This window comes from Pontibacterium granulatum (assembly GCF_029961155.1).
GTDB classification, from domain to species: Bacteria; Pseudomonadota; Gammaproteobacteria; order Pseudomonadales; family Balneatricaceae; genus Pontibacterium; species Pontibacterium granulatum.
Window position 1 is genome coordinate 1 of the sequence record NZ_JASBRH010000001.1, and the last position, 14,459, is coordinate 14,459.

Consider the following 14,459-nt stretch of genomic DNA (forward strand, 5'->3'; position numbering starts at 1 on the left):
TTCTTCCTGGACTGGATCGAGATCACGCTGATTATCCTGCCGCTGCTGGCACCGGTAGTCTCCGCCCTGGGCCTGGATATCAACGGCTACGGTGTTGTGGATAACCCTGAGCTGGTGTGGTTTGTGATGTTGGTGGCGATGGCCTTGCAGACATCGTTCCTTACACCACCGGTCGGATTCGCGCTGTTCTACCTGAAGGGTGTATGCCCACCGAACGTCAAGCTGTCCGACATCTACAAAGGGGTGATCCCGTTTATCTTGCTGCAGTTACTTGGCCTGCTCATTCTGGTGTTCTGGCCACAACTCGTCCTGTGGCTGCCAGCAACGGCTTACGGCTAAACACGGCCAATCCCTTGGCCGCCACTACCGCCCGCGTAGTGGTGGCCTTTTTCCCCATAAGAAAAACACATAAGAATAACTGTCGAATAACAGGCAGAAGAGCGTTGGTGAGGTTAATGGGCTATGAAACAGCAGTATCAGGCGTTTCATGATCAGTTGAAATCCTTTATTCCAGACACACGTCTGATCAGCGATCCGCTGAGAACACTGGCATACGGTACCGATGCCAGCTTTTACCGTCTTATACCGCAGATCGTAGTGCGCGTTGAATCTGCCGATGAAGTATCCCGTATCGTAAAACTGGCATCCGACAGCCAGATTCCTGTGACCTTCCGCGCGGCCGGTACCAGTCTGTCCGGGCAGGCGATCACCGATTCCGTGCTGATCCAATTGGGTGATGGCTGGAAAGGTTACGAGATTTCCGACGATGCCAGCAGCATCAAACTGCAACCGGGTGTGATCGGTGGCCATGCCAACAAATACCTGGCTCCGTTTAACAAAAAAATCGGTCCCGACCCGGCTTCGATCAATGCGGCCAAGATTGGCGGTATTGCTGCCAACAACGCCAGCGGCATGTGTTGTGGTACAGCCCAGAACAGCTACCGTACGCTGAAAAGCATGAAACTGGTGCTGTCTGACGGCACCCAGCTGGATACCGGTAGCGATCAATCTCTTGTTGCATTCCGTGAGTCCCACAAAGGATTGCTGGATGCATTGGATGCCCTGGCACGCCAGACCCGTGAGAACGACGCGCTGCGTCAGCGTATTAACCATAAATACCGCCTGAAAAACACCACCGGCTACTCGCTGAACGCCCTGGTCGATTACGAAGATCCGATCGATATCCTGCAGCACCTGATGATCGGGTCCGAAGGTACACTGGGCTTTATGTCCGAGATCACCTATCACACGGTGGATGAATTCCCGGACAAAGCCTCCGCCCTGATCTTCTTCGACACCGTTCGCACCACCTGTGAAGCAGTGGCCATTCTGAAGAGCACGCCGGTGTCTGCCGTAGAGCTGATGGACCGTGCCGGCCTGCGCTCGGTGGAAAACAAAGAGGGCATGCCAGACTTCATCCGCGAACTCCCGGAAGATGCGGCCGCCCTGCTGGTTGAAACCCGTGCGCCAGAAGCAGGCCTGCTGGCTGATCAGGTAGAGCAGATCAAAGCATCAATTGCGCACCTGCAAACCTCTAAACCGGTTGAGTTCACCACCAACCCGGAAGAGTACGCCAAGTACTGGGCGATCCGTAAAGGTCTGTTCCCGGCGGTAGGAGCCGTCCGAATGACCGGTACCACGGTGATCATTGAAGACGTGGCCTTCCCGGTTGAGCAACTTGCGGATGCCGTTCACGACCTGCACCAGATCTTTGAAAAGTACCACTACGACGAAGCCCTGATCTTTGGTCACGCACTGGAGGGGAACCTTCATTTCGTATTTACCCAGGCATTCGACAACGATGAAGAGCTGGCCCGTTACGAAGGCCTGATGGACGACGTTGGCAAGATGGTCGTGGAAAAATACGACGGCTCTCTGAAAGCAGAACACGGTACCGGCCGTAACATGGCCCCATACGTTGAGATGGAATGGGGTACCGATGCCTACGCGTTGATGTGGGAGCTGAAAGAGCTACTCGACCCGAAAGAGATCCTTAACCCGGGCGTTATCCTCAACCGCAACAAGCAGGTGCATCTGGAAAACCTGAAACCGATGCCTGCCGCCGACGAGATTGTGGATAAGTGCATCGAGTGCGGTTTCTGTGAACCGACCTGCCCGTCACGCGATCTGACCCTGAGCCCACGCCAGCGCATTGTCCTCTGGCGTGAAATTGCGCGCCTTGAAGCAACCGGCGAAGATGCAGAGCGTCTGGCCGAACTGCGGAAAGAGTATCAATACCAGGGGACCGACACGTGTGCGGCTTGTGGTCTGTGTTCAACCACCTGCCCGGTCGGTATCAACACCGGCAACCTGACCCGCTCTATCCGCAGCCGCAACAACGAAAACCACACCAAGTTGGCGCAGTGGGTGGCTGACCACTACGGTGGCATCACCAAAACCACCAAAGCAGCCTTCAAGATCGCCGATGCGACCCATGCTGTACTGGGCACCAAAATAATGTCAGCAGTGACTGGCTTTGCCCGCAAAGCCAGCGGTGGCACAGTGCAGCAATGGACACCGTCCATGCCGACGGCAGCACCTAAGATCGACACCCACAAACCAATCACTGATCCAAATGCACCGAAGGTGGTTTATCTGCCTAGCTGTGCCAGCCGTACCATGGGTCCCGCCCGTGGCGATGAAGACCGCACCTCTTTGGCAGATAAAACCGAAGCCCTGCTACGTAAAGCGGGTTTTGAGGTGATCTATCCAGACGATATGGACAAGCTGTGCTGCGGTATGCCGTTTCAGTCCAAGGGAATGTTTGAGGCTGCGGACTCCAAGTCGAGTGAAGTCGAACGGATCCTGATGCAGGCGACCAACAACGGCGAGTTGCCGGTATATTCGGACACCAGTCCGTGCACCTTGCGGCTGCGCGAGAACATCAGCGAACGGATAAAGCTGTATGACACCGTCGATTTTATCGACCAGTTCCTGCTCGACCGTTTGGTGTTCGAACCAATCAACGAGCCGGTGGCACTGCACATTACCTGCAGCGCGACCCGCATGGGCCAGGCCGACAAACTGAAGCGCATCATGAATGCTTGCTCCAGCGAAGTTGTGATTCCGGATCAGATCACCTGCTGTGGCTTCGCCGGGGACAAAGGCTTTAGTACGCCGGAGTTGAACGCATCGGCACTGCGCACGCTGAAAGACAGTGTAAGCAGCTGTAAAACCGGTTACTCCACCAGCCGTACCTGTGAGATTGGCCTCAGCCATCACAGCGGTATCGATTACAAATCGATCGTGTATCTGGTCGACCGTGTCACTCAGCCCAAATTGAGTGCCACGGCAAGTACCGACGAAAACCAACGTATTCAGGCCACCTCGGTCTGATCCGATAGCAGAGGAAATAACGATGGCACTTCCAGCGATGAACACCATCCTGTACACCACTTCCCTGGGCAAGCACACCCGCCCGGTTTTCCGTCATGCGGTTAACCTGGCGCATCAGTTCAACGCTAAAATCATCATGCTGCACGTGGTTGAACCTATCGGTGAACTGGGCCATGCGCTCATCCAAAACTACCTCGATGAGTCCCTGGTGAAGAAGATGCATGATGAGGGCATCAACGCCATTAAGGACCAGATGCGCGAGCGTGTTGCAGCATTCTGTGCAGATGAGCTGCAGAGCCTGCCGGAACCGTTCGATCTGGACATCGAGCACGTGGTCATCGAGGGTAACCACACCGATTCCATCCTGCGCGAAGCAAACGCAATTAATGCAGATATGATCGTAATCGGCTCGGAAAACACCTTCGGCCACCACAGCCACACCACCCAGCAAGTCGTTAAAAGCGCAAAGGTGCCTGTACTTGTGGTGCCAACCGGTAAAAAATACGCCTGATTTATCACTAGGCCCTAGGACACTGCAATGGAAGACACTTCACTCGCCCTGATCGAACGCATCTTCCTTACGGTGTTCCCTCTGGTGGCGGTCGTTTCGGTCGGCTTCTTTTACGGGCGTGTCCGTAAGCCCGACATGAGCACCGCCAACCAGATCAACATGGACCTGTTCTGCCCAGCCCTGATCTTCTCGGTGCTCTCGTCCAAGTCGTTTGACCCGGGGACCTACCAAAACCTCGCCATTGGTGCCGCAATCGTCGTACTCGGTTCCGGCTTGCTGCTCTGGCCCCTGTGTCGCCTGATTGGCGTAAAGGCAAAAACCTTTCTACCACCGATGATGTTCAGCAACAGCGGCAACCTCGGCCTGCCGCTGATCGTACTGGCGTTTGGCGAAGAAGCCCTGCCGGTTGCGGTACTGCTGTTCCTGATCGAGAACACCCTGCATTTCTCGGTAGGCGTATATCTTCTGGATCACCGTACCCATCCGCTGGCCCTATTCCGCATACCAATGATCCAAGCGTCCGTCCTGGGCATCCTCTGGGGCACGTTCAAGCTGCCGCTGCCTGAGGCGGTTGGCACGTTCATCGGCATGCTTGGCCAGATCTCGATTCCACTGATGCTCTTTGCCCTTGGCGTCAGGATGATCAGCGTGGATTTCAGCAAATGGCGCATTGGCCTTCTGGGCGCATTACTATGCCCACTCAGCGGTGTCGCGATTGCGCTGGCGCTGCAACCGGTGCTGCAACTGAGTGAGATGCAGTTTGGTTACCTGATCCTGTTTGGCGCTCTGCCGCCTGCCGTACTGAACTATATGGTCGCCGAGCGTTACAACCAGGAGCCGGAACAAGTTGCCTCCATCGTATTACTCGGTAATATGGGAAGTCTGATAGCAATCCCATTAACCCTGGCTTTTGTGTTGTAGACGATGCGAATTGGTATTGATCTGGGTGGCACTAAAATTGAAGCAGTGGCGCTGGATCAATGCGGCGAGACCCTGTTTCGAAAACGGGTAAGCACTCCACAAGGTGATTACGTTGGAACCTTGGACTGTATCTGTGAGCTGGTGCGGGAAGCCGATCAGGTTCTGGGAAGGCGCGGCTCAGTGGGTGTCGGCATCCCTGGTACCATCTCCCCCTCAACCGGCCGGGTTAAGAACGCTAACTCCGTCTGCCTTATCGGCAATCCGCTCGATCAGGACCTAAGCGAACGCCTCGACCGACCTGTACGTTGCGCCAACGACGCCAACTGCTTTGCCCTGTCCGAAGCCTCCGACGGCGCGGCTGCAGGGGCCAATTCAGTCTTTGGCGTCATCCTGGGCACGGGTGTCGGCGGCGGACTGGTGATCAACGGCCAGATCGTGTGCGGACCGAACTCTATCACCGGCGAATGGGGACACAACCCTCTACCCTGGCCCAACAACAGCGAAATCTCTATCGTACCCTGTTATTGCGGCCAGACCGGTTGTATCGAGACCTGGCTGAGCGGTCCGGCACTCAGTCGGCAATACCTGAAACTCAGCGGCCTGGATCTCAGTGCAGATCAGATCTGGAAGCTGGTGCGTGACAATGATCCGCTGGCACAGGCGATCAGCCAGCAGTACTACCGCCGCCTGGCGAAAAGCTTAGCTTCGGTTATCAATATTATCGATCCGGAGGTGATTGTACTGGGTGGGGGGCTGTCCAACGAAAGCTCGCTGTATGAAGCAGTACCGTCCTTGTGGGGGGAATACGTATTTTCGGATAGCGTAGCAACCCGTTTGGTGCCCGCACAGTTCGGCGACGCCAGTGGTGTACGCGGCGCCGCCTGGTTATGGCCACAGACGCCGGTTAAGGCTTAACCTCCGCTACGGCCGGTTTGCCTACAATGATCAGATGGCGGTTTTTCTCCACTGTCGCTTTGCCGATCCCCTTCACTTTGGCCAGATCGTCCACATTCATAAACGGTCCGTTCGCACTGCGATAGTCCACAATGGCCAAGGCTTTCTTTTTGCCGATACCGGCAAGGTTTTTAGCGATCTCCTGAACACTGGCGGTGTTCAAATCGATTGGCTCGGGCTGAGCCGCGATTGAAGAAAGTGAGAAGGAAAGAAAAAGAACAGCGAGCAGCGCCCGCACTGAACTAAGCAGGGTCATACAACTATCTCCGTGTCATTGATAAAAAAGGCCGGTTAATCCATAACCAGCCCTTTCTTTGTATCAAATACCCTAGCTTGGGGCAATACACTTTAAACCAGCGGGGCTATTTCCTTCTCGATGTCAGCCAACGCTTGCACCGGTTCGTCAGCCTGTGTGATAGGGCGACCGATCACCAGATAGGTGCTGCCGGCTTCCAATGCCTGTGCCGGTGTCATAATACGCTTCTGGTCACCTACTGCGGCGTTAGCTGGACGAATACCCGGGGTTACCAACTGGAACTCTGGAGAGATAATTTCACGCAGAGGCTGTACTTCCTGCGCGGAACATACGATACCGTGCAATCCACTCTCTTCAGTCAGCTTCGCCAGACGTTTTACATGCTCCAACGGCTCAATATCCAGACCGATATCGGCCAGGTCCTGCCGCTCCATACTGGTCAGCACCGTTACACCGATCAGCAGGGTATTGCTGCCGTTGACCTGTTCCAGCTCGTTACGTGCCGCTTCCATCATGCGACGGCCACCGCTGGCGTGTACGTTGACCATCCACACGCCCAGTTCTGCTGCAGCACGTACGGCTTTGGCTGTGGTATTTGGGATATCATGGAACTTCAGATCCAGAAACACTTCAAAACCCAGCGCATGCAGAGCTTCTACCACCGCTGGTCCACTGCGGGTAAATAACTCCTTCCCCACTTTCACCCGACACCGTGTCGGGTCAAGACGCTGCGCCATCGCCAATGCTTCAGCCTGGCTTGGGTAGTCGAGTGCAACGATAATACGCTTGGAATCTTTGATCATTAAAGCTCTCTCAAGTTAAGTTATTCGCCTTCCAGCCCCTGAATAGGCCTGGTCGTGCTCCATTTTTTACAGGATGGACACTGCCAATGCAGTGTCTTGCCGGAAAAACCACAGCTGATGCAGCGGTAGATCGGCTTAGACAGCTCCAACTGGCCGGTCAGACCACGCAATACACGCAGGCTGTCGCGTGCACTTTCAGCACCGTGTTCGATATGCATATCGATCAGGCGGTTAAACCCTTTTACGGATGGACGTTTTTTCAGCTCTTCGGTGATAAAACTGCCCGCGACATACAGGCCCTGCTCGTCTTTAACCTGCTCAGCCACCGCCAAAGTGACACTGGTTGACGGCGCCTTGGACATGCACTGTTTCAAATATGCATTCAGCTCTTTTTCGTTACGCAGATGACCATAACAGGTACGCAGCATGTCCAGAGTTTCGCTCACAAACACCGGATCCCGATCCGCCACCAGCTTTAGATACTTGATCGCCTGGCGCCATTCACTCTGGTCCATCGCAATACGGGCATGAAGCAGGCAACTTCGCACTCCCTGCGGATCGTAAATTTCACTCCGACGCAGGTAGGACTGTGCATCACGATACTGGTGTCGCTGGATCAGTGCCTCAGCCATCTCACAGCAATAGTGGGCCAGTTCACAGCTCAGTTTCTTGCGTTCGTCCATCGGCAACTGATCTGCTGCCGACAACGCCTTTTCCCACTCAGCCTCTTTTTCGTAGAGAGAGATCAACAGGCGTTGGGCTTTCACCAGTGTTTCACGTACCGGACGTTGGCGGATTATTTCCAGCAGCAGATTCTCGGCACGGTCCAACAGGCCAATGGCGTAGTAATCTCGTGCCAACGCCATCTGCACACGCAGGAACTCGCTGCGATCAAGATCCGGGCGCGCTAACAGATTCTGGTGGATCTGGATCGCTCGCTCCACGTCCCCCTTGCGACGAAAGAGTTTTGCCAGTGCCAGATGGGCGGGAATGGTATCAGAATTGACTTCGAGCGCACGGATAAAGCTTTCGATCGCTTCATCGGTACGCTCGTTCAATAGATAATCGAGTCCGGCAAAGTAGTCCCGACTCATATTGTTGGAAAGGCGCTGATACTGCGCCTTATTGCGTTCCCTGCGTCCTAGCCACCAACCTGCGGCTATCGCCAGAAAAAGCGGAACGATCAGCAGGTAGTTTTCTAACTCAGGCGGCATTCTTCAAACCAGCTGTTCTCAGCTGATCCAACTCCTTCTGTGCATTGGAAACACGGCGACGTTCAGCACGCAGGCGGGTGCGCAACAGCAAGATGCTCACGACGCTGATAGCCATCCCCAGGATGCCACCCAGGATAAAAGTTGCCACCAGCCATAAGGACAAGCTTGCTTCCGGCAGTTTGACCAGAACCAGATCGACCGCCACCATTTCGGTGTTGTTGATTGTGAACATTACACCCACAAACAGAAACAACAAACACAGCAACCCGAGGATTGCACCTTTAATCCAACGCACTTATCTAAACCTCTTGTGTTGAACAGTTACCGGGTATCAGTACCCCTGCTCCAGGCTGGAGTTTACCTGTTCTCGCAGCTCCTTACCTGGTTTGAAATGTGGAACGTGTTTCGCGTCCAGCTCCACTGACTCACCCGTCTTTGGATTTCGTCCGACACGCGGGGCACGGTAGTGCAGGCTAAAACTACCGAAACCACGAATCTCAATCCGGTCACCTTGAGACAACGCCTCGGTCATCTGATCGAGCATCGCCTTCACCGCCAATTCTACATCCTTTACCGACAACTGGTCATGTCGATCAACCAAACGTTCTATTAATTCTGATTTGGTCATGGCTAGCCTCTGGATTTTCGTTTTTATTTCTTGAGTCGCCTATGGTCCGCGACAGCAGAATCCCTACAAACGAAAGAGGAGAGCTACGCTCTCCTCCATGAATCAGGACTTATCTTTATTCATCTGCGCCTTGATCAAATCACCGATGGTGGTCGGACCGGACACATCTACAGATTGCTGATTCACAGACTTCATCGCAGCTTTATCCGACTGCATCTCTGCCTGTTTAACCGAGAGATTGATCAGTCGATTACGACGATCCACACTACTGATCATCGCTTGAACTTCATCACCCACATGGAAAGCAGTTGTCATATCAGCAAGCGCATCACGACTTGCGTCGGATGCTTTCAACAGCGCTTCGACCCCTTCAGCCAGTTCAACACGCGCCTGTTTTGCTTCTACTTCGCGGATAACACCGCTGACAATACTGCCTTTACCAAACTGGTTTACATATTCCGCAAATGGATCGTTCGCCAGCTGCTTGAGGCCCAACGCGATACGCTCACGCTCGGGATCCACCGAAAGCACCTGCGCTTCAACTTCATCACCTTTGCTGAAGTTTTTCACGGCGACCTCACCCGGCTCGTCCCATGAAAGATCGGACAGATGAACCAAGCCATCGATACCGCCATCCAGACCGATAAACACACCGAAGTCCGTGATGGATTTGATCTTACCACTGAGGCGGTCACCTTTCTTATGGGTCGCCGCAAACTGCTCCCAAGGGTTCGGCTGACACTGTTTCATGCCGAGAGAGATACGGCGGCGCTCTTCATCGATATCGAGGATCATGACCTCAATTTCGTCGCCGATCTGTACAACTTTGGAAGGGTGAACGTTTTTGTTGGTCCAGTCCATTTCGGAGACATGCACCAGACCTTCAATGCCGGATTCAATCTCAGCGAAGCAACCATAATCGGTCAAATTGGTGACCTTCGCCTTGACGCGACTACCTACATCGCAAGTTTTCTTCAACTGCGTCCAAGGATCGTCCGCCAGCTGTTTCAGACCGAGCGATACACGGTTGCGCTCGCGATCAAAGCGCAGCACCTTTACATCAATCTCTTCGCCGATCTTCAACACTTCGCTTGGATGTTTAACACGCTTCCAGGCAATGTCCGTAATGTGCAGCAGGCCATCCACACCACCCAGGTCGATAAACGCACCGTAGTCGGTGAGGTTTTTAACCAGACCTTTAACCACACTGCCCTCTTCCAGCTGCTCGAGCAGTTTCTCCCGTTCAATGTTGTACGCTGCTTCAAGGACCGCACGGCGAGACACAACAATGTTGTTGCGCTTGGCGTCCAGTTTGACCAGTTTAAATTCGAGATCCTGCCCTTCGAGATGGGTCGTATCGCGCATCGGGCGCACATCAACAAGAGAGCCTGGCAGGAAAGCCTGGATGCTATTCACGTTGACCGTGAAGCCACCCCGTACTTTACCGGTAATGGCACCGGTAATGATTTCATCCTGTTCAAAGGCTTTTTCCAGCTCTTTCCAGGCTTCGGCACGTTTGGCTTTTTCGCGGGAGAGGACCGTTGATCCAAAGCCATCCTCTACCGCTTCAAGGGACACCTGAACCTCGTCACCGACGGTGATGGTCAGCTCTCCTTTGTCATCAAAAAACTGCGCTTTGGGGATCACCCCTTCAGACTTGAGTCCCGCATTAACAACCACGAAATCACTATCGATTGCGACAACAACGCCGGTGACAATAGAACCGGGAGCCATATCCAGATCCTGGAGGCTCTCCTCGAAAAGTTCTGCAAAACTTTCGCTCATAGCTGTACGATCCTCACCATCTAAACAGAGTTAGCGGAGCCCTTTGTGTCGTACCTCTTCCAGTACAGCGGCCAGCACCTCATCGATAGAGAGCTTGGTCGAATCAAGAATGATCGCGTCCTGCGCTGGTTTCAGAGGTGCCACAGAGCGGTTCATATCACGCGCGTCACGGGCTTGAATGTCCTCTAATATAGCTTGAAGACTAGCACCCACCCCCTTGTTAATCAACTGGTTATAGCGTCGATTGGCTCGCTCTTCTGCACTGGCATCCAGATAGATTTTCAGCGGCGCATCGGGGAAAACGACGGTCCCCATATCACGACCGTCAGCGATCAGTCCCGGCTCGGTGGCAAACTCACGCTGACGGCTCAGCAGCGCTTCGCGCACCTCCGGAATAGAGGCAACAACGGAAGCATCACCTCCGACTTTCTCGGTACGGATGGTGTCAGTCACCTCTTCACCTTCCAATACGATGCGGACGCCATCGCTACCCTCTTCGGCGCTGAACTGCACATCCAGGTGTTCGGCCAGCACTGTCAGCGCTTCTTTATCTTCCAGTGCAACGCCATGGTGGTGTGCAGCCAATGCAACCAGACGATACAACGCACCGCTGTCCAGCAGGTTCCAGCCCAGCTCCTGAGCCAGCAGCTGGCAAAGCGTCCCCTTGCCGGAACCACTAGGCCCATCAACGGTAATTACCGCAGCTAATTCATTTCCCTCAGACATCAGCTGTCTCCCTTAATCACGTTTAGTCCCACTTCCTGTGCCAGTTCAATAAAGGTTGGGAATGATGTCGCCACGTTCGCGCAATCGTTGATCTTAATTTCACCACTGGAACGCAGCGCCGCAATGGTGAAGGACATCGCAATACGGTGGTCACCGTGCGCAAAGACTTCGCCGCCATGCAGCTCGCCTCCCCGAATGATCGCGCCATCTGGAGTACCTTCAATATCGGCGCCCAACGCCTTCAGACCATCCACCATAACCTGGATTCGGTCACTTTCTTTCACACGCAGCTCTTCAGCACCGGTCACCACTGTTTCGCCTTCCGCACACGCCGCCGCGATAAACAGGGCCGGGAACTCGTCGATGGCCAGTGGTACCTGATCTTCAGGTACGCGGATACCTTTCAACTGCGCGTAACGAATACGGATGTCAGCCACCGGCTCTCCACCCACTTCGCGCTCGTTCAGCAGTTCCAGATCAGCACCCATCAGCTTCAGGATATTGATTACGCCCACACGCGTTGGGTTGATACCCACATGCTCCAGGGTCAGATCGGATCCCGGGGTAATTGCAGCCGCGACCAGGAAGAAAGTTGCAGAGGAGATATCCGCCGGTACGTCAATCTCAGTTGCCGTCAGCTTGCCGCCGTTGCGCACAGAGACAGTACTACCGTCAACATCAACTTCGTAACCGAAGCCCTGCAGCATACGTTCGGTGTGGTCACGGGTTGGTGCAGGTTCAGTTACCGAGGTTGTGCCGTCTGCATAGAGGCCCGCCAGCATCAGGCAGGATTTAACCTGCGCACTCGCCATCGGCATATCGTAATGGATTGCCTTCAGTGGCTGGCCACCTTTAATTTTCAACGGTGGACGACCGCCTTCGCCGGTTTCGATCTCTGCTCCCATGAGACGAAGCGGTTTAGCAACACGTTCCATAGGGCGTTTTGCCAGGGACTCATCACCACTCAACTCCGTATCAAACTGCTGTGCAGACAGCAGACCGGACAGCAGACGGATGGTGGTACCGGAGTTACCCACATAGATTGGCCCCGGCGGAGCCTGTAATCCGTTTAGGCCCACGCCGTGAATGCGGACCTTACCTTGATTTGGCCCTTCGATAACAACACCCATATCACGAAACGCCTGCAGGGTTGCCAATGCATCTTCGCCTTCCAGAAAGCCACTCACTTCAGTGATACCTTCCGCCAGGGACCCCAGCATAATGGAACGGTGAGAGATCGATTTATCACCCGGCACACGGATGGTCCCTGCAACGGAGCCACCTGGCTGCGCGCGGAAAATTACGTTTTCATTATTCATATTATTTGAAGATGCAGTATCTGAAAGAATTCGGGAAAAATGTTCTCGGGCGGCTTTCGCACGGGTAAACGTGCCCAGCATCATATCGCCATCGCCCTCTTCGATCGCTTTTCGTAATCGGGCCAACCCCGTGGTAAAACGATCAAGCTGTCTTAAAAGCGGCTCTTTATTCGCCAGACAGACATCGTGCCACATGGTGGGGTCGCTGCCTGCGATACGTGTAAAGTCTCTGAAGCCACCGGCGGCATAACGAAAAATATCCAGGTTTTCCTCTTCGCGCGCCAGCGTATCCACCAGCGAGAAGGCCAACATGTGCGGCAGGTGACTGGTCGCCGCCAGCACTTCATCGTGACGTGCGACACCCATGCTAAGGACTTCTGCCCCCGTATAACGCCACATCTGATCAACCTTAGCGGTTGCATCAGGGTCAGAATCCGGGAGGGGTGTGATTATCACCTTATATCCGTTAAAAAGTTGTGAATCCGCCGCGGCAACTCCACTCTTTTCTGAACCGGCAATCGGGTGGCCCGGGATAAAGGTATTGGGTACTGTACCGAAGACGCGCTCCGCCGCTTCCACCACGTTACCTTTGGTGCTGCCCACATCGGTCAGAATAGTACCGTCAGTCAGGTGCGGCTTAATCTGTTCCAGCACCGCCTCGGTCGCTTTCACCGGTACCGCCAGCACAATCAGATCAGCACGGGAGACCTCTTCCGCAAGCCCCGTTGCCATTTCATCGATGACACCCAGACGCAAACCGGTTTGCATCTCTTTCTCATCACGATCATAGCCAACGATACAGGCGCTAGTGCTCCGTTCCCGCAAGGCTTTCGCCAGCGAGCCTCCGATCAGTCCTAAACCAATGACCAGGACTCTGTTCACCCAACTACTCACGCAGACAACACCTTAGCCAGAGCATCCAGACAACGCTGGTTCTCATTCGGCAGACCAATACTAATTCGCAGATGATTTGGCAATCCGTAGTTAGCTACGGGCCTGACAATCACCCCTTCATGTAACAATGCCTGATACAGCGGCCCGGCATCCTGCTGCATATCTACCGTCAGGAAGTTGCCTGCTGAGGGGATCCACTCCAAGCCAAGCTTGGCCAACCCCTGCTCGAGCTGAACCATCCCTTCACGGTTAAGGCGCACCGATTCAGTCAGGTAAGCCTCGTCATTAAGCGCCGCGACCGCCGCAGCCAGTGCAATGGCATTCACGTTAAACGGCTGACGGATACGGTTCAGCAGATCGGTAATGGCTTCATTGGCCACGGCAAAACCAACACGCATAGCCGCGAGGCCATAAGCCTTGGAAAAGGTACGTGTCACCACCAGATTTGGGTATTCACCCAACAATTTCAAACCGTCAGGAAAATCCTTCAATGCCACGTATTCGGTATACGCTTCGTCGAGCACAACGATGATATGTGACGGGACCTTTTCCAGAAAAGCACGCAGCTCGGCCTCACCCAACCAGGTTCCGGTTGGATTATTGGGGTTGGCAACAAAGATCATGCGAGTACGTTCGGTGATAGCCGCAGCCATCGCCTCAAGATCGTGGCCATAGTTTTTGGCCGGCGTGACCACAGCGCTGGCTTCAGCCGCCTGAGTCACCAGGGCATATACCAGGAAGCCGTATTCAGAGTAGATCACCTCATCACCGGCGCGAATAAAGGTACGCCCCAGCAGATCAAGTACATCATTTGAGCCGTTGCCCAGGGTGATGCAGTTTTCGGCAATATCAAACTTTTGGCTCAGAGCACGTTTCAGCTCAAAGCCGTTGCTGTCGGGATATCGGCTCAGATCGGTAATGACATGACTCACCGCCTGACGGACCTGTTCGCCCGGACCGCGCGGGTTTTCATTGCTGGCCAGCTTGACGATATCGCTGATCCCCAGCTCCCGCTCAAGCTCCTCTACCGGTTTACCCGGCAGGTACGGATGCAAACCCTGCACGCCCGGTGTTGCTAATGCCTTAAAGTCACAGCTCATCCCACAGCACTC

Annotated in this window: 14 protein-coding genes; 5 read left to right on the forward strand and 9 right to left on the reverse strand. The window is 54.3% G+C overall.

From position 1 onward, the window contains the following. The 5 genes from QKW35_RS00005 to QKW35_RS00025 form a co-directional block, all read left to right on the forward strand. Window positions 1–339 (forward strand): TRAP transporter large permease subunit (locus QKW35_RS00005; protein WP_282350000.1); only part of this gene is annotated, 339 nt, incomplete at its 5' end. A 123-nt stretch (window positions 340–462) separates the two neighbouring features. Then, a complete protein-coding gene (locus QKW35_RS00010; protein ID WP_282350001.1) occupies window positions 463–3,336 on the forward strand; it encodes an FAD-binding and (Fe-S)-binding domain-containing protein in 2,874 nt (957 codons plus the stop codon). Window positions 3,337–3,358: 22 nt separating this feature from the next. Further along, window positions 3,359–3,847 (forward strand): universal stress protein, encoded by a 489-nt coding sequence (locus QKW35_RS00015; protein ID WP_282350002.1) that lies wholly within the window; start codon window positions 3,359–3,361, stop codon window positions 3,845–3,847. 27 nt (window positions 3,848–3,874) lie between these two features. Beyond that, window positions 3,875–4,768: an AEC family transporter gene (locus tag QKW35_RS00020; RefSeq protein WP_282350003.1), complete on the forward strand. Its 894-nt coding sequence runs from the start codon at window positions 3,875–3,877 to the stop codon at window positions 4,766–4,768. Window positions 4,769–4,771: 3 nt separating this feature from the next. Further along, entirely contained in the window at window positions 4,772–5,683 is a 912-nt protein-coding gene (locus tag QKW35_RS00025; RefSeq protein WP_282350004.1) for an ROK family protein, read from the forward strand. On the opposite strand, the gene QKW35_RS00030 is transcribed toward QKW35_RS00025, so the two are convergent. The 9 genes from QKW35_RS00030 to hisC form a co-directional block, all read right to left on the reverse strand. Then, the gene (locus QKW35_RS00030; protein WP_282350005.1) at window positions 5,673–5,978 is read right to left on the reverse strand and encodes a ComEA family DNA-binding protein; all 306 of its coding nucleotides are present in this window, start codon (window positions 5,976–5,978) and stop codon (window positions 5,673–5,675) included. The genes QKW35_RS00025 and QKW35_RS00030 overlap by 11 nt on opposite strands. 92 nt (window positions 5,979–6,070) lie before the next feature. Further along, window positions 6,071–6,781: an orotidine-5'-phosphate decarboxylase gene (gene pyrF, locus QKW35_RS00035; protein ID WP_282350006.1), complete on the reverse strand. Its 711-nt coding sequence runs from the start codon at window positions 6,779–6,781 to the stop codon at window positions 6,071–6,073. 20 nt (window positions 6,782–6,801) lie between these two features. Beyond that, entirely contained in the window at window positions 6,802–7,995 is a 1,194-nt protein-coding gene (gene lapB, locus QKW35_RS00040; RefSeq protein WP_282350009.1) for a lipopolysaccharide assembly protein LapB, read from the reverse strand. Then, complete coding sequence (locus QKW35_RS00045; RefSeq protein ID WP_282350010.1) at window positions 7,985–8,290, reverse strand: LapA family protein; 306 nt, start codon at window positions 8,288–8,290, stop codon at window positions 7,985–7,987. The genes lapB and QKW35_RS00045 overlap by 11 nt, the downstream gene beginning before the upstream one ends. Window positions 8,291–8,326: 36 nt before the next feature. Continuing rightward, window positions 8,327–8,623, reverse strand: a complete 297-nt coding sequence (ihfB, locus tag QKW35_RS00050) for an integration host factor subunit beta (protein WP_282350011.1) — start codon at window positions 8,621–8,623, stop codon at window positions 8,327–8,329. A 102-nt stretch (window positions 8,624–8,725) separates the two neighbouring features. Beyond that, on the reverse strand, window positions 8,726–10,408 hold the full coding sequence (rpsA, locus tag QKW35_RS00055; protein ID WP_282350013.1) for a 30S ribosomal protein S1: 1,683 nt from the start codon (window positions 10,406–10,408) through the stop codon (window positions 8,726–8,728). A 30-nt stretch (window positions 10,409–10,438) separates the two neighbouring features. Further along, window positions 10,439–11,134, reverse strand: coding sequence for a (d)CMP kinase (gene cmk / locus QKW35_RS00060; RefSeq protein ID WP_282350014.1), 696 nt, complete (start codon window positions 11,132–11,134; stop codon window positions 10,439–10,441). Beyond that, the gene (locus QKW35_RS00065) at window positions 11,134–13,347 is read right to left on the reverse strand and encodes a bifunctional prephenate dehydrogenase/3-phosphoshikimate 1-carboxyvinyltransferase (RefSeq protein ID WP_282350015.1); all 2,214 of its coding nucleotides are present in this window, start codon (window positions 13,345–13,347) and stop codon (window positions 11,134–11,136) included. Before QKW35_RS00065 ends, cmk begins: the two co-directional genes overlap by 1 nt. After that, window positions 13,344–14,447, reverse strand: coding sequence for a histidinol-phosphate transaminase (gene hisC / locus QKW35_RS00070; RefSeq protein ID WP_282350017.1), 1,104 nt, complete (start codon window positions 14,445–14,447; stop codon window positions 13,344–13,346). Before hisC ends, QKW35_RS00065 begins: the two co-directional genes overlap by 4 nt. Window positions 14,448–14,459 lie beyond the last annotated feature (12 nt).